Raw genomic sequence first — 21,557 nt, 5'->3', positions numbered from 1 at the left:
ACACATCATCTTTAACCAATAATAAAAGGTAAATAATTAATCATAACCACCGGCTAAGCCGGTGGTTTGTTATGCCCCTATAAGGGGCTGTTACCGGCAGCATTTCATGCTTTGAATTTTCTTTCTCGTGCACCTTTTTCACAGCTAGTGCTAAAGCACTTTAGTTTCTGCTTTTGTTCACTTGCTCACCCGTAAACGGGTCTATAAATTCTTTCATACCTATTTGATCTGACATATAATCTTCTTTCAATTGATTCTTTATATATTCTTGTATTTTCTTTGCATTTTTTCCCGCTGTGTCTACATAATATCCTCTACACCAAAAATGTCTATTTCCATACTTATATTTTAAATTCGCATGTCTATCAAATATTATTAAACTGCTTTTTCCTTTTAAATAGCCCATTATTTGTGAAATACTGTATTTTGGTGGGATTTCCAAAAGCATATGAATGTGGTCTGGACAACATTCTGCTTCTATTATATTTATTCCTTTTCTCTCGCATAAATCTCTTAATATTTTTCCTATGTCTTGTTTTAATCTTCCATATATTATTTGTCTTCTATACTTCGGTGCAAATACTATATGATACTTACAATTCCAAGTTGTATGTGATAAACTATTTTTATCCATTTGGATACCTCCCTGATTTTGATTATGCTACTGCCTGTAAATTAATCATTATATCATGGGAGGTTTTTTGCTTGAAGCTAAAGCTATTATTCCTACCACCAGCATAGCTGGTGGTTTTTTCATGCTTAAGCGTACAATAAAAATGAAAATATTATGAAAATATTTTCATAAACATGGTAGAATATAATTAATTAATAGATAAAATAGGAGGAAATATGTATTCTTGCACAAAAACTTGTACATTAACTGGACTCAATGGCTATCCAGTTGATGTTGAAGTTGATCTTTCAAATGGGATGCCAAAAATTATACTAGTAGGACTTGCTGAGACTGCAGTAAAAGAATCCACAGAGAGAGTAAAATCGGCAATAAAAAATTCTGGTTACGACTTTCCAAAAAAGAGAATTACAATAAATTTAGCTCCTGCTAATTTGAGAAAAGACGGGACACAACTTGACCTTGCAATTGCGGTAAGCCTTTTAAGTTGCGATGAAAGTTTAGAACTCGACTACAGTCCTTACATATATATGGGTGAACTTGCACTGGATGGCAAGGTAAATAAAATTCAGGGAGCACTTCCCATGGTAATTTCCATGCGAGAAAAGGGCTACAGAAAATTTATCGTGCCTTATGAAAATAGAAAAGAATGTGTAATAGTTAGCGATGTTGAAATCTATCCAGTAAAAACTTTAGAAGAAGTAATTTCTTTTTTAAGGGGAGAAATTAAAATTGAAAGATGTGTCGGAAATTTTACTAGGGAGAAGGTTTCTTATACAGTGGATTTTTCTGACATAAAGGGACAGGAAAGCCTAAAGAGAGCGCTTGAAATTTCTGCTTGTGCAAAATCCAATATTTTAATTTTAGGTTCACCTGGATCGGGAAAAACAATGGCAGCAAAGAGATTTCCAACTATTTTGCCAGAACTTGATTTTGAAGAAGCAATAGAAGTAACAAAAATTTATTCAATCTCAGGGCTTTTAGACGACAATGCACTTATAATTAAGCCACCTTTTAGAGCGCCACATCACACAGCATCAGCAGTTTCATTAATTGGCGGAGGCAAAATTCCAAAGCCGGGAGAAATTTCCCTTGCAAATAAGGGAGTATTGTTTTTAGATGAGTTGCCAGAATTTTCAAAATCGGTTTTAGAAGTTTTGCGTCAACCAATGGAATCTAAGGATATAATAATATCTCGTGCAAATGCCAGCGTTAGATATCCAGCAGATTTTCAACTAGTTGTGGCATTAAATCCTTGTCCATGTGGTTATCACAATTCTAAAACTCATGAGTGTAATTGTTCGCCTTATGAAATTCAAAGATATCTTTCAAAAATTTCTCATCCTTTGCTTGATAGAATTGATATTCATTTAGAGGTTCCTGAAGTTGAATATAAAGAAATTTCTTCTGAAAGATCTGGCGAAAGCTCTGAAGTTGTAAGAGAAAGGGTAAAACATGTTAGAGAAATTCAAAAAGATAGATTTAAAGAGGAATCTTTCAAATATAATTCAGAAATTCCTGAGGATAAATTAAAAAAATACTGTGCATTAGATAGCACTTCAGAAAAGATTATGGAACTTGCTTTTAAAAAGTATGGCATGAGTGCAAGGACTTATAATAAAATTTTAAAAATTTCAAGGACTATTTCTGACATGGATGGATGTGAAAACATTAAAGAGGATCATGTTTTGGAGAGCATACAATATCGAACTATGGACAAAAAGTTTTGGGGTAATTAGATGAATAGAAGAGATCTACTAATTTTTTTAAATGAGATAAATTTCTCAAGTGAAAATTCTTTAAAGATTTTAAATTATTTAATAGACAGTAATATTCCAATTGAAGATTTTGATACCATTGATTATTTTAAGGAAAGGGTTTTGTCAAAGAGAAGTTTCGACAGATTAAAGGAAAAGGCCAAAGATTTTAATTTAGTTGTCGATGAAGTTAAGGAGAAAATCAACTTAATTGGAGTTAAAATTACCACAATTTTAGATGATGAATTTCCTAAGTCTCTTAGATATATAATGAACCCACCTTCAGTTTTATATATAAAGGGAAATTTAAAGATTTATAATCCAATTGCCTTTGTTGGTGCAAGGAGTCATTCTTCTTATGGAAATATGGTTGTAAATAAAATAATTGATAGTATGAGTAATTATGATTTTACAATTGTAAGTGGGATGGCTTATGGTATTGATTCACTTTCACATAAAAGAGCTTTAAAAAACAATTTAAATACAATTGCAGTTCTAGGTACGGGAATTGATGTAATTTATCCAAAGTCAAATAAGGAACTATATGAAGAAATTTCAAAAAAAGGTTCAATAATTAGCGAGTTTGCCTTGGGAACAAGTGCGAATAAATTTACATTTCCAATTAGAAATAGAATTATATCTGGTCTTTCAAAAACTGTTGTAGTGGTAGAGGCAAAGGATAAAAGCGGAAGCTTAATAACTGCGAGACTTGCTGCAGAACAAGGAAAAGAAGTTTTTGCAGTTCCGGGAAATATTACTTCAATTTATTCTGTTGGAACAAATAAGTTAATTCGAGACGGTGCAATTCCTTTAGTTGAGGTAGAGGATATTTTAGATTATTATCCAAATTTAAATAAAAACAAGGTTTATGAAGAAAATATTGAAATGGATGCAGAAGAACTAGCTGTGTATAATTTAATTCAAAGGGGAATAAATAACACTAACGATATTTGCAATAATTTAAGGAATGAGGTATTTTATATAAACAAGATATTGACAAAATTAGAACTCAGAGGAATTATAGAAAAAATTTCTATGAATGAGTTTCAAATTTTAAAATAGATTTTAGGAAGAGGGAGATGGTATTTTGGCAAAAAATCTAGTAATTGTAGAGTCGCCAACTAAGGCGAAGACAATAAAAAAGATGCTTGGCTCAAATTACAAAGTAATTGCATCAGTTGGTCATGTTAGAGATTTACCAAAATCAAAACTAGGTATTGATATAGAAAAAAATTTTGAACCACAGTATATGAACATATATGGCAAGGGGCCTCTTATTAAGGAAATTAAATCTGAAGCTAAAAAGGCTGATAAAATAATTCTTGCAACCGACCCCGATAGAGAGGGAGAAGCAATTTCTTGGCACCTTTCACATATTTTGGAAATGGATCCAGATGATAAGAATAGAGTTACCTTTAACGAAATAACTAAGGATACAGTAAAAAGAGAAATTAAGAATCCAAGAGCAATTGACATGAATCTTGTGGATGCTCAGCAGGCAAGACGTGAATTAGATAGGCTTGCAGGTTATCAAATATCTCCATTATTGTGGAAAAAAGTAAAGGCTGGTCTTTCTGCTGGCAGAGTTCAATCTGCAGTTTTAAAACTAATATGTGACAGAGAAGAGGAGATAAATAATTTTATTCCTGAAGAGTATTGGACTATTCAAGCAGATTTGAGAGTTGGAAGAAGAAAACTTTTAGCGGATTATTATGGAATAAAAGAAAGTGGAAAAGCTAAAAAAGTCGAATTAAAGTCAGAAGATGATGCAAATAGAGTACTTAAAAATATTGATGAGGAAAATTTTATTGTTGATTCTGTAAAAAAAGGAAAGAGAGTAAGAAAGGCTCCAAATCCTTTCACAACTTCAACTATGCAACAAGACAGTTCAAGGAGAATAAATTTTTCAACAAAAAAAACTATGATGGTAGCTCAAAGACTTTATGAAGGAATAAAACTTCCAAAGGAAGGTTCAGTAGGCCTTATAACTTATATGAGAACAGACTCTACGAGAATTTCTGTTGAAGCACAAAATGCTTGCCTTAATTTTATAGAAAAAAATTATGGAAAAGAATATTTAGGAAAAAAGCATGCACCAAGTAAAAAGAAAAATGAAAATGTTCAAGATGCCCACGAGTGTATTAGACCTACAGATGTAACAAAAACACCATATTCAATTAAGGATTCTCTATCAAAGGATGAATTTAAATTATATTCATTAATATGGAGTAGGTTTGTAGCATCACTAATGTCAAATGCGATTTATGACACTGTTTCCGTAGATATTCTTTCAAACTCTCAATTGTTTAGAGTTGCAGGTTCAATTTTATCTTTTGATGGTTTTTTAAGAGTTTATAACTATTCAAATGAAAAAAACGCAGAACTTCCATCACTTAAAGAGGGACAAATCTTAAAATTAAAAGAGATAAACAAAGAACAGCATTTTACAAGCCCACCTCCAAGATACAATGAGGCATCATTAATAAAAGAACTTGAAGCATTGGGAATAGGGAGACCTTCAACTTATTCACCTACTATTTCAACTCTCCAAAGTAGATACTATGTAGTTCTTGAAGAGAAAAAATTTGTACCAACAGAATTGGGACAAACAGTAAATGAAATTTTAGTTGAAAATTTCAAAAATTTAGTAGATAAAAAATTTACTGCTGAAATGGAATTTGAATTAGACGAAATTGCTGCGGGGAAAAAACAATGGAAAGAGTTAGTTAGATCCTTTTATGATGACTTGAAAAAGGATTTAGACAAAGCTTATGAAAATATAGAAAAAGTTGAAATAGAAGATGAAGTATCTGATGAGATTTGCGAAAAATGCGGACGAAACATGGTTATCAAGATGGGGAGATATGGAAAATTTTTGGCTTGTCCAGGTTTTCCAGAATGCAGAAATACTAAGTCACTTGTAGAAAAAATTGGAGTTAAATGTCCAGAATGTGGTAAGGGAGAAATTGTAGTTAAAAGAAGTAAAAAGGGAAGAATTTTTTACGGATGTGACCAATATCCTAAGTGCGAATTCGTATCTTGGAATAAACCTATAAACGAAAGATGCCCAAAATGCAATAGTATTTTGACAGAGATGGAATCTAGAGGTAAAAAGATAATCAAGTGTAGCAATAATACTTGTGATTATAGGAGAGATGAAAGTGAGTAATTTTTCTTTTGATATTAAAAGTATATTCAGCGAAAATTATTGCCGAAAGAATTTCGTAGCTCCTGCAAGAGAAGAAGGAGACATAGTTGTCTTCTTCTCTTTACATATTGACGAAATTTTAAAATATAATCTTCAAGAAAAATTACAGAGAAAAGTAATTTTAGAAGAAAGTTCTAAAGAAAAGATTTTAAATGAATTAGACAAAATATATAAAGATGAGAAGAGAGATTTTATAATAGAAGATATTAATTCAAACTATGAAGATTTGTCAGTAAGTAATATCGACGAAAAAGAAGATTCTCCTGCAGTTAGACTTTTAAACTACATTTTAAGGGAAAGCATAGAAAGAAATGCCAGCGATATTCATATTGAGCCTAGATTTGAAAATATAATTGTTAGAATAAGAATTGACGGTGCATTAAACACATTAATTGAGCTACCAAAAAAGATTTATCCTCATCTTGTAACAAGGATAAAAATCCTTTCAGAATTAGATATTTCAGAAAAGAGACTTCCTCAAGATGGTCGATTTAGCTTTAATTTTGATGCTGAAAAAATAGATATTAGAGTTGCCACAACGCCTACAGGAACTGGTGAAAAAATAGTTCTAAGAATTTTAGACATTCAAAGAATTTCTTATACACCAGAGGGAATAGGTCTTGTCGGTGAAAATTATGAAAAAGTAATGAACTTAATTAGTCAGCCTTCTGGACTGATTTTAATTTGCGGACCAACATCTTCGGGAAAGACATCAACACTTTATACACTTTTGCGAAAAATCCAAGATGAAGACATAAATATTATGACAATTGAAGATCCCATCGAATATAAAATTGATGGCATAAATCAAATTGAAGTAAATCAAAATACAGGGCTTTCCTTTGAAAAGGGATTGAAGGCTATATTAAGAATGGATCCTGATAAAATAATGATTGGTGAAATTAGAAATGAAGATACAGCTCATATTGCAATTTCATCCTCAATTACTGGACACCTAGTTTTATCTACTCTTCACACTGAAAGCTCTCCAGCATCAATAGGAAGGCTTATTGATATGGGAATTGAACCCTATTTAATTTCAGCTGGTTTAATTGGCGTAATTTCACAAAGACTTATAAGAAAATTATGTCCTAATTGTAGGGAAAAGATAAAAAACACAAATTCAATTATAGATAATGAATATGTATTTAAAGCGAAGGGCTGTGATAAATGTAATGGAGGTTACAGTGGAAGAACGGCGGTATTTGAAATTATGATTATAGACAGTGAAATTCGCGACATGATAAGTAGGCGTGAAAGTATAAAAAATATTAAAAATTTTGCAATTGAAAGGGGTATGAATACTTTATCAAGTGAGATTTTAAAATTGATTAAAAAAGGCGAAACAACTTTTGAGGAGTATTTTAAACACATACATACTGTTGGTGAACTATGATTTATAAATACAAGGCCTTTAGAGGCAGTGAAAAGATCAAGGGAAACATTGATGCAATAAGTATTAAAGATGCTAAGGAAAAGTTAAAAAGAGAAGGACTTAGGCCAATAAAAATTGAAGAAAACATTGAATCAAGTAATTCCTTTAATTTTAAAAGAAAGTTAAAAAACGAAGATCTTTATATTTTATTTAGACAACTGGCCCTATTAATAAATTCAGGAATTAATATTGAAAATGCCTTTGAAATTTTAATCGGGGAATTTTCTGAAGATAAGAGTAAAATATTAAGCAGCGTAAGGGATAATCTCAGAAGTGGGATTTCTCTATCTGAATCCATGGAAGAAACACATTCTTTTCCAAGTCTTGTTACAAACATGGTCTATGTTGGAGAAAACACGTCAAGTCTTGGTAAAATTTTTAATAGTTTGTCAAATTATTACATAAAAAAGAGAGAAACAAACTCAAAAATTACAGAAGCCTTGGCTTATCCAATTATTCTTTTGATTACTTCATGTTTTGTAATAAACTTCTTGATTATAAATGTAATACCAAATTTTATGGAAATTTTTAGTGCAAATGACAATTTGCTGCCACTTCCTACTAGAGTCTTAATAAGTTTTTCAAACTTTTTATATAAAAATTATATTTATATAATTTTAATTATATTATTTTTGATAGCGATTACATTAATATATCATAGAAAAAATCAAAGAACCTTTCACAAAATTTTTTTGAAACTAAAGTATTATAGAATGACAAAGAGTTTAGAATTTACATTTAACATGGAGCTACTTCTTGGTGCAGGGCTCACAATTGATAGAAGTCTTGAAATTCATTCAAATATGGAAAAAAATGTCGTCCTAAAAAGCAAATTTTTAGAAATTTTAAGAGATATAAAATCTGGAGAATCTTTTTATAATAGCGCTGCAAAAATAAATGTATTTCCAAAGATTTTAATTTCCATGATTCATGTGGGAGAAGAATCTTCAAACTTAAGAGAAGTTTTTAAGATTATGTCTGGATTTTATGACGAAGAACTAAACAATTATAACAAGAAGTTTTTAGGAGTTCTCGGTCCAATTTTAATAATAATTATGGCATTAATAATTGGATTCATAGTGATATCAATTGCACTGCCGGTTTTCGATATGGTAAATCAATTTTAGGAGGATTTTATGAAATTAAAAAAGAAAAATCAGGGTTTTACACTTATTGAATTAGTAATTGTAATAGCAATTATCGCAATATTAATTTCAATTGCAGCTATGAAGTATAGCAAGACAAATCTTGCAGCAGAAGCAGCAGCGCATAATTCTAATGTAAAAGTTTTAAAGAGTGCAGGAATTTTATATTTAATTGATCATCCTGATGAAAAAAGTATAAGTATAGAAAATTTAAAGCCCTATATTGAAAGTGGAAAAATTCCCAAACCTGCAAAACATTTAGGCAAAGCAACTACATTTACAATAAGTGTAACAGAGGATGGAGATGTGCATGTTGAACCAGGTCTTGTAAAAGTGTCAAACAATTCTTTAGTAGAAGAAAATGGAAAATAATTTTTATAAAATTACTCTAATTTTTTTGGTTTTTATGCTTGGAGGATCCTTTGCATCTTTTTATTATGTATTTGTCAATAGAAGAGAAAAAAAGGAAGATTTCATATTTGCAAGGAGCCACTGTGACAATTGTAATAGAAAATTAGCATTTTATGAAATCATTCCTGTATTTTCTTATATTTATCTTAAAGGAAAATGCAAAAGTTGTGGAGAAAAAATTGGCATAGACAAATTTTTAACAGAAATTTTAATTTCAATTCTTTCTGTTTTAAATTTTTTTAAATATGGAAATTCACTTTATACTATTTTATTTATTGTTATAATTACAGTGGCAATTTTTATTGGAATAATAGACTTAAAGACAGGATATATTTATAATATAGACCTTTTTATAATTTTAGTCTTTATTTTGCTTTTAAAATTACTTGCAGAAGAAAATATTTTAAATTCTCTAAAATTTTCTCTAGGAATAGGTTTATTCTTTTTCATGCTATATAAATTTACGGAGATGATGGGACTTGGAGATGTTTATTATTCCTTTATAATGGGATTTTTTGCTAATAATTTATTAGAAGCCTTTAATTTATTTAAGGATTCCTTTTTAATAGCAGCAATATTTTCTATAATTTTAATTTTATTAAAGAAAAAAAGTTTTAAAGATTCAATTGCTTTTGGACCTTTTATTAGCATATCTATTATTATTTTCATATTATGCAGGTGAATTATGTTTCAAAAAAAGATTACTAAATTTATAATAAACGACGGATTTATAAAAATTAATAAAGATATAAAAGAAGAGTTAAAAATTGCCCTTCCTTATAGAATTTATAGAGATGGTGAAATATTAGATTATCACCATTTTTATTACAAATTAAGTAAAATTATGGAAAAAATTAATTTTAAAAGGAAGGATAAACTAATCTTAATATTTGACTCTTCATCTTTTATTCACATTAATTATAAAATTCCAGAAATTGATGAAAGCGAGATAAAAGATTTTCTTAAATTAGAACTAGAAGATTACGGGGATTTTGATCTATCAAAATATGAAGTTTTTTACGATTCTATAAAAGAAAAAGAGATCTTAAATTTATCAATTGATTTAGTACCAGCAAATTTGATTTTAAAATTAAAAGAAGTTTTGGAGAAATTAGAAATTTTAAACTATGAAATAATTCCAGAACCGCAGTCTATAAATAAAGATGGAAAATATATAGAGATTTCTCCAACTTATGTAAAACTAATTTCTGTAAAAAATAATTTAGTAAATTTTTATGAAAAAATCTACGATAAAAATTTTGAAAAACTAATTGAAGAAAATAAGTTAGAGGAGCAAAATGCCTCTAATATAATCAATCTTTGCTATGACCCAGAAGAATCTAAAATTGATGAAGACTTTCTGTTTAAATATAAAAATTATTTTACCAATTATATTAGTAAAATAGAAAAATTTGCGAAGGGTGAAAAAGTAGAATTATTTGGGAATATTTGTGATTCAACAATTATAAAAGAAACTTTAAAAACATTTAGCAGTTTAGAATATAATCTCTTAGAAGAAGACATACATGATAAAATTTCTATAAAAAAAGAGAAGAGAGAAAATAATAGGTTAAAAAATAAAAATTTTATAAATTTAATTCTTGCTATTTCTATGTTTTCAATAATTATCTTTAATTTAGTATATTTTTTAAATCTAAAAAAAGAAAATGAGATTAAATTGGCAAATACAAAAGATGTAGAAAAGGAAGAAGTTGTAGAAACTAATATGTCTAGTGATAAATTCCAAGAGAGAAATAAAATTTTTATAAATAAAATTTCTGAAATTCAAAAACTTGAGGATAAAAATTTAATAATAACAAATTATTCCTTTGACAATGGTAGGATTATAGTGAAGGGAATAGTAAAAAATGAGGAGTATTTTAACAAAGTTTTTAGAGACATAAATATTCTCAGCAAAAATATTTATATGGAGAATGGGTTTTACAAATTTGAAATGCAAATTAAATAATTGTAAAATTCAATAGGGGTGTTATTTTGAAAATAGGAAAATTAAAAGCAGAATTATTGGAAAAATATATTTTCAATAACTTGAGTTCAAATAGAGAAGAAGTAATTATAAAGGGTGGAACTGGATTAGACAATGCAGTTTTAGACTTTGGTGGAGATTTAATTGTCGCATCGACGGATCCTATAACGGGTGCTTCAAAAAACATTGGTTCTTTGGCAATAAATGTATCTGTAAATGATGTAAGCTGTCAATGTGCAGATCCTGTGGGAGTTTTAATGACAGTTTTAATTCCACCAAGTGCAACAATAGATGATTTAAAGGAAATTATCGACGATGCAAATAGTACGGCAAACAAATTAAATGTGGATATAGTAGGCGGTCACACAGAAATAACGGATGCAGTAAATAAAATTTTAATTTCCACTACAGTCTTAGGAAGAGTTAATAAAAAGATTAGGCCAGATATAAAAAGCATTAAACCAGGAGATGTGATTGCAGTTTCAAAATATATTGGTATAGAGGGAACAAGTATCATTGCTCATGATAAGTCTAATATAAAAGAAGTTTTAAATGAAGAAGAATTAAAACTTGCCATATCACTATCAGATGAAATTTCAGTTTTAAAGGAATCAAGACTTGCATCAAAATATGGAGTTAAGCATATGCACGACATTACTGAGGGCGGATTGTATGGTGCACTTTGGGAAACAGGTGTAGCAATAGATTATGGTTTAGCTACTTATTATGATAATATTCCCGTACTTGATGTAACAAAAAAAGTTTCAGAATTTTATGCAATTGATCCCATGAGACTTATTTCAAGTGGAAGTATGCTAATGATTTTTGAAAAAGATAAATTTACAGAGTTTAAAAAAGCAGCAAAAAATGAAGGAATAAAAGTTACAAAGATTGGCGAAGTAATTAAAGAAAATAAGACAGTAGTAGTATTTAATGACAAAACATTAGCTTTATCAGAACCAAGCTCTGATGAGCTTTACAAAATTATTGATTAACTATTACAATTTGGTTACAATATTGACAAATTAGTTAATGATATATAAACTTTAACTAGGTGAATTATATGAAAAAAATTATCAAATTATCAATATTATTTATAGCAATACTTATTACACCAGTATTTGCAGCAAATATTTTTTCTGTGAGTATTGGAAGTAGTGTTTTTAAAGTTAAAGAAGCAGGCGTTTTAGTTAATAAAGAGACGCTAAAAACTGAATTTTCTCCATACATAAAAGATGGAAGAACTTTCGTGCCAATTCGTGAAATCACAGAGAAACTTGGTGCTAATGTAAAATGGAATTCAAAGGACGAAAGCATAAAAATTACTTTAAACGGCGATGTAATTAATATGCAAATCAATAATCCAAATGTAACAGTTAATGGAAAGAAGATTTCATTAGATAAAGCACAAGCTCCACAACTTGCACTATATAAAAGCCCACGAAGAGAAACTAAGACAATGGTACCTCTTAGATTTATTTCAGAAACCTTTGGATACGAAGTAAACTGGAACAATGAAAAAGTGAGAGCAGAAATTAGCACAGAGTCGTCAAAATCTATTGTAGAAGAAACTAATAAGGAAAACGCTGAAAGAAAATCAAATAGTAAAAATGATAATCAAAATTCCACTGACAATAAAAAATCTAACATTAAGTCAGTATCAATTTTTGATAGCAACTATTTTCAATCAAATGCAGAAAAAAAAGAAACTGATAACATAAAAAGCCAAATAAACAATGGAAATGAAAACAAAATATTTGAAGAAGCAGATCTAGATTTAAAAGATAAAAAGAATAAGGTAATTAAAGACAAAATTGAAATAAATGGCAAGCTAAATATTATTATTGACCCTGGCCATGGAGGTAAAGATTCAGGTGCAATTGCACTTGATGGATATACTTATGAAAAAGATTTAAATTTGCTAGTTGCTGAAAGTTTAATGGAAAAACTAAACTCAAATCCAGAAATAAATGCAACCATTACAAGAACAAGAGATGAATATGTCAAACTTTTAGACAGAGCATCTGTATCAAATGATAAAAATGCAGATTTATTCCTTTCAATTCACTTTAACAGCTCCGATAATTCAAGTGCACAAGGAATTGAAGTATTATACGCCTCAGAAAATAATATTTCAATAAAGGATACTGTTCAAAAACATTTTGCAAACTGTTTACAAAAAGCACTTATAAGGGAAACTGGTGCTGTTGATCGTGGAATTAAAAACAGACCAGCTATAATTGTATTAAATAAAACAAAAAATGTTTCTGCACTAGCTGAGCTAGGATTCTTATCAAATGAAAGAGATTTAGAAACAATAAAAGACCCTGATTACATTGATAAATTAGCTAGGGGACTCTATAATGGAATAGAAGACTATATGAATAGCTATGTTATTAAGTAAGTAAGAAAGGGAATTATGAGAGAAGATAGACAAAACGACGAAATAAGACAAATTAGAATAACGCCAAATTATTTGGGACATCCAGATGGTTCTGTATTAATTGAATGGGGAGAAACAAAAGTTATTTGTACAGCGATGATTGAAAATAAAGTCCCTGCATTTTTAAGAGGAAAGAATAAAGGATGGCTTTCAAGCGAATACTCAATGCTTCCTGGCTCAACTCCAACAAGAAAAGTAAGGGACATCTCAAGGGGAAAACTTGACGGAAGAAGCAGTGAAATTTCAAGATTAATTGGGAGAACACTTAGATCATGTATAGATTTAGATAAAATTGGGGAAAGGACGATATGGATCGACTGCGATGTCATTTCGGCTGACGGTGGAACAAGAACCGCATCCATAACGGGATCTTATATTGCACTTAAAATTGCAGTGAAAAAAGCTTTGGAAAATGGAAAATTCAAAGAAGACCCAATAATTTCTAAAGTTGCTGCAATTAGTGTAGGAAAAGTTGGCGGAATAAATTTAGTAGACTTAGATTTCAGGGAAGATTCAAATGCTGATGTTGACTTAAATGTTGTCATGAACGATAAATTTGAACTAATAGAAATTCAAGGGACTGGCGAAGGGGATACTTTTTCAGTTGAAGAGCTAAATGAATTTTTAAAGGGCGCTAAAAGAGGAATTGAAGATATTTTTAAATATTTTGAAATTGTGGAGAAGTATATATGAGAGAATTAGTTTTATCCACTGATAATATTAATAAGTTAAGAGAAATAAGGGAAATTTTACAAGATTTAGACGTAAAAATTTATGGGAAATCAGATATAGAAGGCTTGGATTTTGAAGTAATAGAAGATGGCGACACTTTATATGACAACGCATTAAAAAAAGCAAGTGCAATGGCAGATAGAGTTAATTACGCAGTTTTAGCAGATGACACGGGTTTATTTGTAAATTCACTCAATGGAGAACCAGGAGTTCATTCTGCAAGATATGCATCAGAGCATGATGACAAAAAGAATAGAGAGAAATTATTAAATAATCTAAAAAACAAAGAAGACAGAAGCGCATATTTTAAAACACAAATAGTTTTAATCGATGAAGATAAAAACATTATTCCTATTGAAGGAGTTTGTTCTGGTAAAATTTCACTTGAAGAAAAAGGCGACAATGGATTTGGCTATGACAGCATCTTTGTACCAGACGGATTTGACAAGACCTTTGCAGAGATGAGCCATGAAGAGAAAAATGAAATTAGTCACCGAGCAAGAGCATTAAAGAATCTTCGAGATAAACTTTCAATAATGTAAAAAACAATTGACAAAAAATATATAATTTGTTAAGATATATATTGTTCGTGGTGGGTATGGCCTAGCTGGTTAAGGCGTCAGATTGTGGTCCTGAAGATCGTGGGTTCGATTCCCACTATCCACCCCACAATATATAGAAGTGTCTTAGACACTTCTTTTTTTGCTAGAGTGGCGGAATTGGCAGACGCACCAGACTCAAAATCTGGCGGTCGCAAGATCGTGTGGGTTCGAGTCCCACCTTTAGCACCATTTTATGTTATCGTGTATTATTGTAAATTATCGTTTGTTTGTATTTTAAGCGGTTTACAGTGATACACGATTTTTTTATTCTCGTGTAATATTGTTTTTTTGTCGTCTATTTTTGCCAAAATCCACACCAAATGTCCACTTTTTTTAGAATGGATTCTTTATTTTAAGCCTTTTAAAAGTTTGTTTGTAAAAAAGTATCCACTTTTTAAAAAGATATTACATTATCCTTTTTCTTAACTTTAACTCTGTTTGGTAAGTCAAAGGCACTCTCATATATATCTCGGTTATCCTCAACTGCGTGTATATATTTTTGAGCTGACTCTATGCTGTAGTCTCCCAAATGTTTAGCTATGCTTGGCAAAGGGACATTTGCATAGGCTAGCAGAGTTGCACTTGTATGTCTTAGTCCATAAGGCGGTATATATCTTAATCCATGTTGTTTACAAAACTTACACCAGAAATCTCGGAATTTTCCTTTGCCCCAATGAGATCCATCGTCTAAGGTAAAGACATAGTTTTCTTCAAAAGGAATTTTTAATTTTAATTCTGTATATTTCATTTTCTCGTTATTTTTATGGACTTTTAAAAGCGACAGTGCATAGTCAGTCAAAATTGAAGTCCTGACATTCTCGTTTTTTGTGCTTTTATAGATGTATCCCTTTGTTGTAGCTGCTAAAGACTTGTCCACCAGGATTTCTTTTCTTTCAAAGCTAACTTTATTCCATACTAGTCCCATAATTTCAGCAGGTCTAAAGCCGCAGACATAGGATAAGACAAAATAAGTTAATTTATCAGTAGTAGCATACTCTGACAGTTTTTCTAAGTTTTCTTTTAACTCATCTGGAGTGTAAAACTTAGATACAGACAAGGGTCTGTTGGGTACATTAACTTGAATTTTACTTGCAGGGTTTTTATTCATGAGATCTCTATCGACGCAGTCCTCAAAAATTGCTTTTAAGACTGTCAAATAATGTTTTTTAGTTTTTTGTGACAATGGCTTGCCATTAGCTTTTTTAGCATTATCAAGCATAGAGAAAAAGTTTTTTACATCTAAGTCACTTATAGTCTTAATTTTCTTGTTGCCAAAAAAAGTATAAGTTCTATTTCTTAGGTATCTTACATACCAGTCGATAGTGTTTTGCTCACGCTTTTTATTTTTTATAAATATCTTTTCAAAGTAATCTTTTAAATTTAAGTCTCCAGGATTGGAAACTTCATTTAATTCTTTATCTACCTCTCTTTCTAACACGGCTTCCTTGGTAAACAACAAAGCATCTAGTTGTCTACCAGTAAGTTCAGTTTCTAGGGTCAAGGTTTTTGTTTTCCTTGCGCCTGTGCTATAATCTTTCTTATCAATTCGTATTTGGTAGCGACCGCCACCTAAGTCTTTGATTGCCATTTTGCCTCCTAAATAGGATACAAAAAATCAATCTAATAGAATTAATTAAACAAATGTGGTATAATTGTTTTGCAAAGGTAAAAGCGTTATTTATAACACTTTATTAGGGGATGTGCTTGTCACGTTCTCTATTTTTTATGGTTATTTATTTAATACATATTCAAAGTTTCCGTCCCAATCTCTAACATATACTGGGCTATCTTTTATTTTTAGTTGATAGCCAATAACAGCTTCTACAGTTGCACCTGGTTTCACTTGTACATCAGATGCAGCAACAAGGTCTGGTTTATAATCTTCAGGGAAAAGACCATTTGCACCATCAAGCAATTCTATAGTTTTATCAGTTTCTTGTTCTCCTTTTAGTGGAGTACCAAACCAAGGGTCAACGGCTTCATCAGTTTTATTTGTGAATTCTATTGTAAGTGCTACAATGTCAACATTCTCATCATATTGACTTTTTAGAAATTCGTAATTTTTGATAATGACTTTTGCTGATTCATCTTCAAAGATGTTACTTTCTTTTGATGATTCTTGTTTGCTTTCAACAGATTCTACTGCATTAGTTTTATTTTCTTTTGGGGGTTCATTTTTAACCTCGTTTGTCTTTCCACCACAAGCTGTTAAAAGTAATGCGATAGATCCAATTGCTAATACATTTTTAACGTTTTTTTTCATTTTATTTTCTCCTTTCTAATCTTTGATTATGCTAACTTCTACAATTGGGTCAAATTTTTCTATAATTACATCTCCATGCTCATCAAGTTTTTTTCTGTTGCCACCATGGATCTCTGCTATAGCAGTTCCTGTGTTTAATATAAAGTCATGATATTTCATATTTATTTCATGAGGGACATATCCTATGTGCAATCCATCAAGATAAACTGCAATTGCTTTATTGTCATATTCATTAGTAGGCTCTGCGACAAAGTTTACTGGGATGTTACTTTGCTACGAATACTGATAAGTTGGTTTTTCAGTGTAATGAGCACCTATCCATTGATTCCTAGCGTTTTGCGATTGCCACATTTTAATATTGTCGGCAAACTCATTCCAGGTTCTTACTTCAAATTTCAAATCATTACCAACTTTTTGAGCTGAATTATTTGAAAAGATGAGTTTGAAGACCCATTTAATAGGTAAATACCACCAGCCTATGATAAGAAACCAAATTAATTTCATAAAATCACCTCATTAGGATTAATTTTATTAAACTGCCTAAGATCATAATCAAGGGTATTCCATCGTACTTGCAAAGCTTGGTTACTTACTCCATATCTATATCCTTCGACATAAGGTTTTCGATTAAGGTCTCTCAAATTTTTAAATTCTTTTGCTGGCATTAAAATATTTCCTGCAAAAGTATCTGCTTGTTTTTCCCAAACAGTATGTTTATACCTGGAACTCATCAAAACTTTTTGAGGTAATAGGAAATGGTGAAATAATTCTATATGTCCAATTTCATGCGAGATTGTAAAATTAATTCGTGGTTCGTATCTCAAAGGATTATAAAAAATATAATACTCATTGTTTTCATAAATACTAAATCCATCTTCACTTATGTCATAAAGTTCAAAAAATCTGTCATCTTGAAAGCCGTCAGTAGTATAAGGGATCAAATTTCAGCCCATACTTCGACAGTAGAAAAATGGATCAAAATAATCTGTTATATTATTTACCTTTAAAAAATGAGAGATTCTTTCGTATAAATAATAGTCGCTTCTCCAGTCCAATTAATCACACCCTTTTTAATTTCTTTCTTTAAATTCTTTGATCATATTTCGTATAAGTGCAACTTGACTATCTGTAAGTCCACTTGCTTCGCGAGCAATAATTTTACTCTGAGTGTCTTCTTCGTTACCAGTAACTAAGTAATCCATTGTTGTTCCAAGCTCTTTTGCTACTCTTTGTAATTTGTCAGCAGATGGAATTGATTTTTGCCATCTTGATATAGTTGCATTACTTACTCCAACTCTTCTTTCAAGTTCAGCTACTGTAATTCCTTTTTCTGAAATTAACTTTTGTATCCTTTCATACATTTCATAACTATTCATTTTTACACACCTTTCAAAAGTGCTAAAAATTTTTAAAACAATAGATTAAAATCTATTGACAATTAGAATATAATCTATTATACTTAATTTAAGCTAAAAATTAAGCATAAATTTAGCACTTAAATTTTATAAAAATAATTTTGTGATTAGGATTACCAAGCCGTTAATCAAGTGTTATTTTTATGCTTAAATATTAGCATAAAATCTAACAAAACGCAAGACAAAATCTAAAGCTTATAAAGGCAGGTGAGAATATGACAATCAGGGATCTTTCTTTGGAAGAAAAAATTAGCATTGCAATGAAAAGAAAGGGCTACACTTATCAAAAGTTAGCTGAAGAGATGGAAATCAGTGTTGGTTATGCTTTTGACATAGTCAAGGGCAATAGAAACAACAGTGATAGATTGGAACAGATTAAAAAAATTTTAGAGATTTAAAAGAAAGGATCAAAAATGAATGATTTAAGAATTTTTGAAAATAAAGATTTTGGTCAAGTAAGAACATCGATTATTAATGATGAGCCTTATTTCAATTTAAACGATGTATGCGAAATTCTAGAAATTAAAAATACAAGAGATGCTAAATCAAGGCTTAACTCAAAGGGGGTCGCTACTACCGACATCCTTACAAACGGTGGAAGGCAACAAGCAAATTTTATCAATGAGTCGAATCTCTACAAACTAATTTTCCAAAGTCGAAAACCAGAAGCAGAAAGATTTGCCGATTGGGTTACATCAGAAGTATTACCAAGTATAAGAAAGCACGGAGCATACATGACAGAAACAGTCATTGAAAGGACTCTTACAGATCCCGATTATCTAATACAACTTGCAACAACTCTCAAAGAAGAGAAGCAAAGAAGAATTGCAGCCGAAGAAGAAAACGAAAGAAATAGACCTAAAGCTTTATTTTCCGATTCCTGCGAAGTTGCTGAGAACTCAATCCTTATAGGCGAGTTTGCAAAAAGATTAAAACAAAATGGTCTACCAAACATGGGACAGAACAGGTTATTTGCTCTACTAAGAGACCAAGGTTATCTCTGTAAGGGCGGAGAAAGACGAAATCAGCCTACGCAAAGATCTATGGAACAAGGGCTTTTTGAGACAAAAGTAAGAGTAATTAATAACCCCGATGGCAGTACAAGAACAACTACAACAACAAAGATGACTGGTAAAGGACAGATTTACTTTACTAACAAATTTTTAGGGGGATCTTATGGACAAGAATTTTGACGTTGCCATCGAATATAGCGATACACAGGCTGACTGGGACGCTTTTATAAATCTCATGGCAGAAAAGTTTAAAAAGTGGCAAAAGGAAAGAGAGGATAGAGATGATTAAAGTTAGTAAATATAACATCTTATTAACAATCAGGAGATTGATAGGCTTGCTGATTCTTGCGAAAGCCTTATATTTTATAAGTTTGATTTCCATTAAATTTATATTTTGGTTTTTGTACGCAGGTGTAGAAGTTATTGACAGTTTTTTTAAGTTTTTAGTGAGGTGATGAGATTGAAAGCAAATAGAAGAACTGCCACAGGAATTTTAAGGGCATATTTTGAGAAAAAGAACATTGCCGATAGAGAAGATTTTGAAATACAAGATTATAGAAAGTTCCTAGAAGAGGAAACGGAATCTTATCATAGACAATGTGGGATCGATGTTTTCCAAGATTACGGGAAGTTTTCAAAGTATGTGAAAGATAAGTATTTAAAAAGGAGAAAAAGTGAATAAGGCAAATAAAAAAGTCCTCGCACCTACCAAAGTAAAAGGACTTAAAACAAATAAATATTTGCCCTTATTATATCACAAATTATAGAAATGTGGAGTTGTAAATGAATGATTTAATAAAGGATTTAAGGAATGAGTGGAAGAGGTCAGAATACCTCTACTACAAATCTTATGATATTAATTTAAAACATGAATTAGGGCTTAACATGGCGGACATTAGATCCAAGATAACGCAGTTAGAGCTAGAAGAAGAACATATAGAAAAAGTGATAAAGGGAGTAATAGCATGAAATTTAATAATTATAAAGAATTTATAGAGGGAAATTTAAGAGAAACTAAGGCTTATACGATAGACGGTGAAAGCTTATATAAAACTAAGACAGAAGCTATTGAAAATTATAAAAAAGAAAGAATAAAAAGCTTAATTAGTTCAAGTATTGGCAATGTGTTTGACTATGACCAAGATTATATAGCAGAAAAGATTACTGAGGAATTAGAAAAGAACATAGATGAATTAATTGAAATTTATAGTCTTTAAGGGGGATAAAATGGAAAATTTAAAAATATTTGATGATATAGAAGATGTTGAAGATGTTGAAGAAAGAGAAACCTTTGAAATTAAAGATTTAGCAGGCTGTGATTGGTGCTTTGAAAAGTTAAAAGCTATTAAAAAACAAAAAGATGAGTTCATAGAATACGCTGATGAACAAATAAAGAGATATGAAAATTTTAAGGAAGAGAGAATTAAAAAGGCGGAAGATGATGAAGCCTACTTCAAGGGTCTTATTCAAATTTATACAGATAAAAGATTGGCGGAAGATAAAAACTTTAAGTTAAAGACAGTAGAGGGCACAGCTTCCTATGGAAAAGTCCAAAAGAAATGGAATTATGATGAGGATTTGCTTTTAAAAGATTTAGAAGATAAACATTTAGATGAGTATATAAAAATAAAGAAGTCAGTTGATAAGTCTAAACTTAAAAAGTCATTAAAAGTGGCAGGTGATTCTGTTGTTGATGAAAATGGAGAAATCATCGAGGGAATAAAAATCACTGAATATAGAAACTTTAATGTTAAATATTGAGGTGGACTATGAAAGATATAAGGCTACTAAAAGCTAATGAAATTGATGTGCGTGTGCAAATGATAAAACCAAATTATATAAGCGTCCTTTTGTATAAGGACGCAAGGGTTGACATGAAAATCCTTGACGAAACTTTTGGACCTATGAATTGGCAAAGAACGCATAGTGTAGTCAACAATAATTTGTTTTGTACAGTAAGTGTTTATGATGAGGATAAAAAACAATGGGTCTCTAAACAAGATGTCGGGATACCAAGTTATACCCAAGGGGAAAAGGGAGAAGCATCTGATTCTTTTAAAAGAGCTTGTACAAATATAGGTATTGGCAGGGAGCTTTATTCTGCACCATCGATATTTATTACACCACTGCAAGGGGAAGTTACACAGAATAAGGGCAAGTATCAAACTAAGTCAAAATTTTATGTAAGGGAAATTGAATATAATAGCGAGCGTGAGATTGCTTATTTAACAATTATTGATAGTGAGGGCAATCAAAGGTATTCCTACGGAAGAAAAACGCAAAAAAAAGCTACTGTGGATAATAATAACTATAAAAACAACTCAAATAAAGGACAATTAAACCAAAAAACAATAGACCAATATAGATTAGAGATAGCAGAAGTGTTAAAGGTTAAGGGCATACCGTCAGAAAATTTTGTGAATTGGTTAAGGCGAGAATATGGGATTGAAAAATTAGAGGGTTTGAACGCTAAGCAAGTTGAAGAAGTTAAAAATATAGTTGCTAGTTGGTAAAG

27 protein-coding genes and 2 tRNA genes are annotated in these 21,557 nt (G+C 30.5%); 22 read left to right on the top strand and 7 right to left on the bottom strand.

The annotated features are described in order from the left end of the window. Positions 1-160: 160 nt before the first annotated feature. Entirely contained in the window at positions 161-634 is a 474-nt protein-coding gene (tnpA, locus tag HKO22_RS00755) for an IS200/IS605 family transposase (RefSeq protein ID WP_169967826.1), read from the bottom strand. Between the two features lie 215 nt (positions 635-849). Here tnpA and HKO22_RS00750 point away from each other — a divergent pair, with 215 nt between their 5' ends. The 14 genes from HKO22_RS00750 to HKO22_RS00685 all read left to right on the top strand — a co-directional run bounded on the left by HKO22_RS00750 (position 850) and on the right by HKO22_RS00685 (position 14,540). Continuing rightward, the gene (locus tag HKO22_RS00750; RefSeq protein ID WP_169967824.1) at positions 850-2,370 is read left to right on the top strand and encodes a YifB family Mg chelatase-like AAA ATPase; all 1,521 of its coding nucleotides are present in this window, start codon (positions 850-852) and stop codon (positions 2,368-2,370) included. After that, a complete protein-coding gene (gene dprA, locus HKO22_RS00745) occupies positions 2,371-3,450 on the top strand; it encodes a DNA-processing protein DprA (RefSeq protein ID WP_169967822.1) in 1,080 nt (359 codons plus the stop codon). A gap of 25 nt (positions 3,451-3,475) precedes the next feature. Then, the gene (gene topA, locus HKO22_RS00740) at positions 3,476-5,557 is read left to right on the top strand and encodes a type I DNA topoisomerase (RefSeq protein ID WP_169967811.1); all 2,082 of its coding nucleotides are present in this window, start codon (positions 3,476-3,478) and stop codon (positions 5,555-5,557) included. Further along, the gene (locus tag HKO22_RS00735; RefSeq protein ID WP_169967809.1) at positions 5,550-6,992 is read left to right on the top strand and encodes a GspE/PulE family protein; all 1,443 of its coding nucleotides are present in this window, start codon (positions 5,550-5,552) and stop codon (positions 6,990-6,992) included. Before topA ends, HKO22_RS00735 begins: the two co-directional genes overlap by 8 nt. After that, the gene (locus HKO22_RS00730; RefSeq protein ID WP_169967807.1) at positions 6,989-8,158 is read left to right on the top strand and encodes a type II secretion system F family protein; all 1,170 of its coding nucleotides are present in this window, start codon (positions 6,989-6,991) and stop codon (positions 8,156-8,158) included. The genes HKO22_RS00735 and HKO22_RS00730 overlap by 4 nt, the downstream gene beginning before the upstream one ends. A gap of 9 nt (positions 8,159-8,167) precedes the next feature. Beyond that, positions 8,168-8,548 carry a prepilin-type N-terminal cleavage/methylation domain-containing protein gene (locus HKO22_RS00725; RefSeq protein WP_169967805.1) on the top strand — a complete coding sequence of 127 codons (381 nt, stop codon included), beginning with the start codon at positions 8,168-8,170 and terminating at the stop codon, positions 8,546-8,548. Beyond that, positions 8,538-9,269: a prepilin peptidase gene (locus tag HKO22_RS00720; protein ID WP_169967803.1), complete on the top strand. Its 732-nt coding sequence runs from the start codon at positions 8,538-8,540 to the stop codon at positions 9,267-9,269. The genes HKO22_RS00725 and HKO22_RS00720 overlap by 11 nt, the downstream gene beginning before the upstream one ends. 3 nt (positions 9,270-9,272) lie before the next feature. Continuing rightward, positions 9,273-10,556 (top strand): hypothetical protein, encoded by a 1,284-nt coding sequence (locus tag HKO22_RS00715; RefSeq protein WP_169967801.1) that lies wholly within the window; start codon positions 9,273-9,275, stop codon positions 10,554-10,556. 26 nt (positions 10,557-10,582) lie between these two features. Next, positions 10,583-11,569 carry an AIR synthase family protein gene (locus HKO22_RS00710; protein WP_075658944.1) on the top strand — a complete coding sequence of 329 codons (987 nt, stop codon included), beginning with the start codon at positions 10,583-10,585 and terminating at the stop codon, positions 11,567-11,569. A 68-nt stretch (positions 11,570-11,637) separates the two neighbouring features. After that, positions 11,638-12,978 carry an N-acetylmuramoyl-L-alanine amidase gene (locus HKO22_RS00705; protein ID WP_169967798.1) on the top strand — a complete coding sequence of 447 codons (1,341 nt, stop codon included), beginning with the start codon at positions 11,638-11,640 and terminating at the stop codon, positions 12,976-12,978. Positions 12,979-12,993: 15 nt separating this feature from the next. After that, positions 12,994-13,710: a ribonuclease PH gene (gene rph / locus HKO22_RS00700; protein ID WP_169967796.1), complete on the top strand. Its 717-nt coding sequence runs from the start codon at positions 12,994-12,996 to the stop codon at positions 13,708-13,710. Beyond that, the gene (gene rdgB / locus HKO22_RS00695; protein WP_169967794.1) at positions 13,707-14,291 is read left to right on the top strand and encodes an RdgB/HAM1 family non-canonical purine NTP pyrophosphatase; all 585 of its coding nucleotides are present in this window, start codon (positions 13,707-13,709) and stop codon (positions 14,289-14,291) included. Before rph ends, rdgB begins: the two co-directional genes overlap by 4 nt. Positions 14,292-14,341: 50 nt before the next feature. Then, positions 14,342-14,418: transfer RNA gene (locus tag HKO22_RS00690), tRNA-His, on the top strand. 35 nt (positions 14,419-14,453) lie between these two features. Next, positions 14,454-14,540 (top strand) — tRNA-Leu (locus tag HKO22_RS00685). A gap of 205 nt (positions 14,541-14,745) precedes the next feature. On the opposite strand, the gene HKO22_RS00680 is transcribed toward HKO22_RS00685, so the two are convergent. The 6 genes from HKO22_RS00680 to HKO22_RS00655 all read right to left on the bottom strand — a co-directional run bounded on the left by HKO22_RS00680 (position 14,746) and on the right by HKO22_RS00655 (position 17,990). Further along, positions 14,746-15,939, bottom strand: a complete 1,194-nt coding sequence (locus HKO22_RS00680; RefSeq protein WP_169967792.1) for a tyrosine-type recombinase/integrase — start codon at positions 15,937-15,939, stop codon at positions 14,746-14,748. Positions 15,940-16,080: 141 nt separating this feature from the next. Beyond that, positions 16,081-16,614: a DUF5067 domain-containing protein gene (locus tag HKO22_RS00675; RefSeq protein ID WP_169967790.1), complete on the bottom strand. Its 534-nt coding sequence runs from the start codon at positions 16,612-16,614 to the stop codon at positions 16,081-16,083. Between the two features lie 15 nt (positions 16,615-16,629). After that, complete coding sequence (locus HKO22_RS11040) at positions 16,630-16,878, bottom strand: HIRAN domain-containing protein (RefSeq protein WP_328818429.1); 249 nt, start codon at positions 16,876-16,878, stop codon at positions 16,630-16,632. Between the two features lie 9 nt (positions 16,879-16,887). Continuing rightward, positions 16,888-17,118 carry a hypothetical protein gene (locus HKO22_RS00665; RefSeq protein WP_169967786.1) on the bottom strand — a complete coding sequence of 77 codons (231 nt, stop codon included), beginning with the start codon at positions 17,116-17,118 and terminating at the stop codon, positions 16,888-16,890. After that, on the bottom strand, positions 17,115-17,555 hold the full coding sequence (locus HKO22_RS00660; protein WP_169967784.1) for an ImmA/IrrE family metallo-endopeptidase: 441 nt from the start codon (positions 17,553-17,555) through the stop codon (positions 17,115-17,117). The genes HKO22_RS00665 and HKO22_RS00660 overlap by 4 nt, the downstream gene beginning before the upstream one ends. 129 nt (positions 17,556-17,684) lie before the next feature. Then, a complete protein-coding gene (locus HKO22_RS00655) occupies positions 17,685-17,990 on the bottom strand; it encodes a helix-turn-helix domain-containing protein (protein ID WP_169967775.1) in 306 nt (101 codons plus the stop codon). Between the two features lie 254 nt (positions 17,991-18,244). On the opposite strand from HKO22_RS00655, the gene HKO22_RS00650 reads away from it, so the two are divergent. The 8 genes from HKO22_RS00650 (at position 18,245) to HKO22_RS00620 (ending at position 21,555) form a co-directional block, all read left to right on the top strand. Next, positions 18,245-18,427, top strand: a complete 183-nt coding sequence (locus HKO22_RS00650) for an XRE family transcriptional regulator (protein WP_169967773.1) — start codon at positions 18,245-18,247, stop codon at positions 18,425-18,427. A 15-nt stretch (positions 18,428-18,442) separates the two neighbouring features. Then, positions 18,443-19,222, top strand: a complete 780-nt coding sequence (locus tag HKO22_RS00645) for a phage antirepressor KilAC domain-containing protein (RefSeq protein WP_169967771.1) — start codon at positions 18,443-18,445, stop codon at positions 19,220-19,222. Then, a complete protein-coding gene (locus tag HKO22_RS10945; protein WP_268935699.1) occupies positions 19,206-19,331 on the top strand; it encodes a hypothetical protein in 126 nt (41 codons plus the stop codon). The genes HKO22_RS00645 and HKO22_RS10945 overlap by 17 nt, the downstream gene beginning before the upstream one ends. 171 nt (positions 19,332-19,502) lie before the next feature. Continuing rightward, complete coding sequence (locus tag HKO22_RS00640) at positions 19,503-19,724, top strand: hypothetical protein (protein ID WP_169967769.1); 222 nt, start codon at positions 19,503-19,505, stop codon at positions 19,722-19,724. A gap of 101 nt (positions 19,725-19,825) precedes the next feature. Continuing rightward, positions 19,826-20,011, top strand: coding sequence for a hypothetical protein (locus tag HKO22_RS00635; protein WP_169967767.1), 186 nt, complete (start codon positions 19,826-19,828; stop codon positions 20,009-20,011). Beyond that, positions 20,008-20,259: a hypothetical protein gene (locus HKO22_RS00630; RefSeq protein ID WP_169967765.1), complete on the top strand. Its 252-nt coding sequence runs from the start codon at positions 20,008-20,010 to the stop codon at positions 20,257-20,259. Before HKO22_RS00635 ends, HKO22_RS00630 begins: the two co-directional genes overlap by 4 nt. Before the next feature lie 10 nt (positions 20,260-20,269). Beyond that, a complete protein-coding gene (locus tag HKO22_RS00625) occupies positions 20,270-20,803 on the top strand; it encodes a host-nuclease inhibitor Gam family protein (protein WP_169967763.1) in 534 nt (177 codons plus the stop codon). Positions 20,804-20,811: 8 nt separating this feature from the next. Next, positions 20,812-21,555, top strand: coding sequence for a hypothetical protein (locus HKO22_RS00620; RefSeq protein ID WP_211660176.1), 744 nt, complete (start codon positions 20,812-20,814; stop codon positions 21,553-21,555). The last annotated feature ends 2 nt before the right edge of the window (positions 21,556-21,557 follow it).

It is taken from the genome of Peptoniphilus faecalis, from assembly GCF_012976305.1.
Taxonomy (GTDB): domain Bacteria; phylum Bacillota; class Clostridia; order Tissierellales; family Peptoniphilaceae; genus Peptoniphilus_A; species Peptoniphilus_A faecalis.
The sequence above is the reverse complement of the archived record's forward strand: the minus strand, read 5'-3'. Positions and strand labels throughout refer to the sequence as shown.

Excerpts from the sequence above, each read along its gene's own strand:
- tnpA (WP_169967826.1), bottom strand. The coding sequence starts at position 634 with ATGGATAAAAATAGTTTATCACATACAACTTGGAATTGTAAGTATCAT.
- HKO22_RS00750 (WP_169967824.1), top strand. The coding sequence starts at position 850 with ATGTATTCTTGCACAAAAACTTGTACATTAACTGGACTCAATGGCTAT.
- dprA (WP_169967822.1), top strand. The coding sequence starts at position 2,371 with ATGAATAGAAGAGATCTACTAATTTTTTTAAATGAGATAAATTTCTCA.
- HKO22_RS00730 (WP_169967807.1), top strand. The coding sequence starts at position 6,989 with ATGATTTATAAATACAAGGCCTTTAGAGGCAGTGAAAAGATCAAGGGA.
- HKO22_RS00725 (WP_169967805.1), top strand. The coding sequence starts at position 8,168 with ATGAAATTAAAAAAGAAAAATCAGGGTTTTACACTTATTGAATTAGTA.
- HKO22_RS00720 (WP_169967803.1), top strand. The coding sequence starts at position 8,538 with ATGGAAAATAATTTTTATAAAATTACTCTAATTTTTTTGGTTTTTATG.
- HKO22_RS00715 (WP_169967801.1), top strand. The coding sequence starts at position 9,273 with ATGTTTCAAAAAAAGATTACTAAATTTATAATAAACGACGGATTTATA.
- HKO22_RS00705 (WP_169967798.1), top strand. The coding sequence starts at position 11,638 with ATGAAAAAAATTATCAAATTATCAATATTATTTATAGCAATACTTATT.
- rph (WP_169967796.1), top strand. The coding sequence starts at position 12,994 with ATGAGAGAAGATAGACAAAACGACGAAATAAGACAAATTAGAATAACG.
- rdgB (WP_169967794.1), top strand. The coding sequence starts at position 13,707 with ATGAGAGAATTAGTTTTATCCACTGATAATATTAATAAGTTAAGAGAA.
- HKO22_RS00680 (WP_169967792.1), bottom strand. The coding sequence starts at position 15,939 with ATGGCAATCAAAGACTTAGGTGGCGGTCGCTACCAAATACGAATTGAT.
- HKO22_RS00675 (WP_169967790.1), bottom strand. The coding sequence starts at position 16,614 with ATGAAAAAAAACGTTAAAAATGTATTAGCAATTGGATCTATCGCATTA.
- HKO22_RS00665 (WP_169967786.1), bottom strand. The coding sequence starts at position 17,118 with ATGAAATTAATTTGGTTTCTTATCATAGGCTGGTGGTATTTACCTATT.
- HKO22_RS00655 (WP_169967775.1), bottom strand. The coding sequence starts at position 17,990 with ATGAATAGTTATGAAATGTATGAAAGGATACAAAAGTTAATTTCAGAA.
- HKO22_RS00650 (WP_169967773.1), top strand. The coding sequence starts at position 18,245 with ATGACAATCAGGGATCTTTCTTTGGAAGAAAAAATTAGCATTGCAATG.
- HKO22_RS00645 (WP_169967771.1), top strand. The coding sequence starts at position 18,443 with ATGAATGATTTAAGAATTTTTGAAAATAAAGATTTTGGTCAAGTAAGA.
- HKO22_RS10945 (WP_268935699.1), top strand. The coding sequence starts at position 19,206 with ATGGACAAGAATTTTGACGTTGCCATCGAATATAGCGATACACAGGCT.
- HKO22_RS00635 (WP_169967767.1), top strand. The coding sequence starts at position 19,826 with ATGAATGATTTAATAAAGGATTTAAGGAATGAGTGGAAGAGGTCAGAA.
- HKO22_RS00630 (WP_169967765.1), top strand. The coding sequence starts at position 20,008 with ATGAAATTTAATAATTATAAAGAATTTATAGAGGGAAATTTAAGAGAA.
- HKO22_RS00625 (WP_169967763.1), top strand. The coding sequence starts at position 20,270 with ATGGAAAATTTAAAAATATTTGATGATATAGAAGATGTTGAAGATGTT.
- HKO22_RS00620 (WP_211660176.1), top strand. The coding sequence starts at position 20,812 with ATGAAAGATATAAGGCTACTAAAAGCTAATGAAATTGATGTGCGTGTG.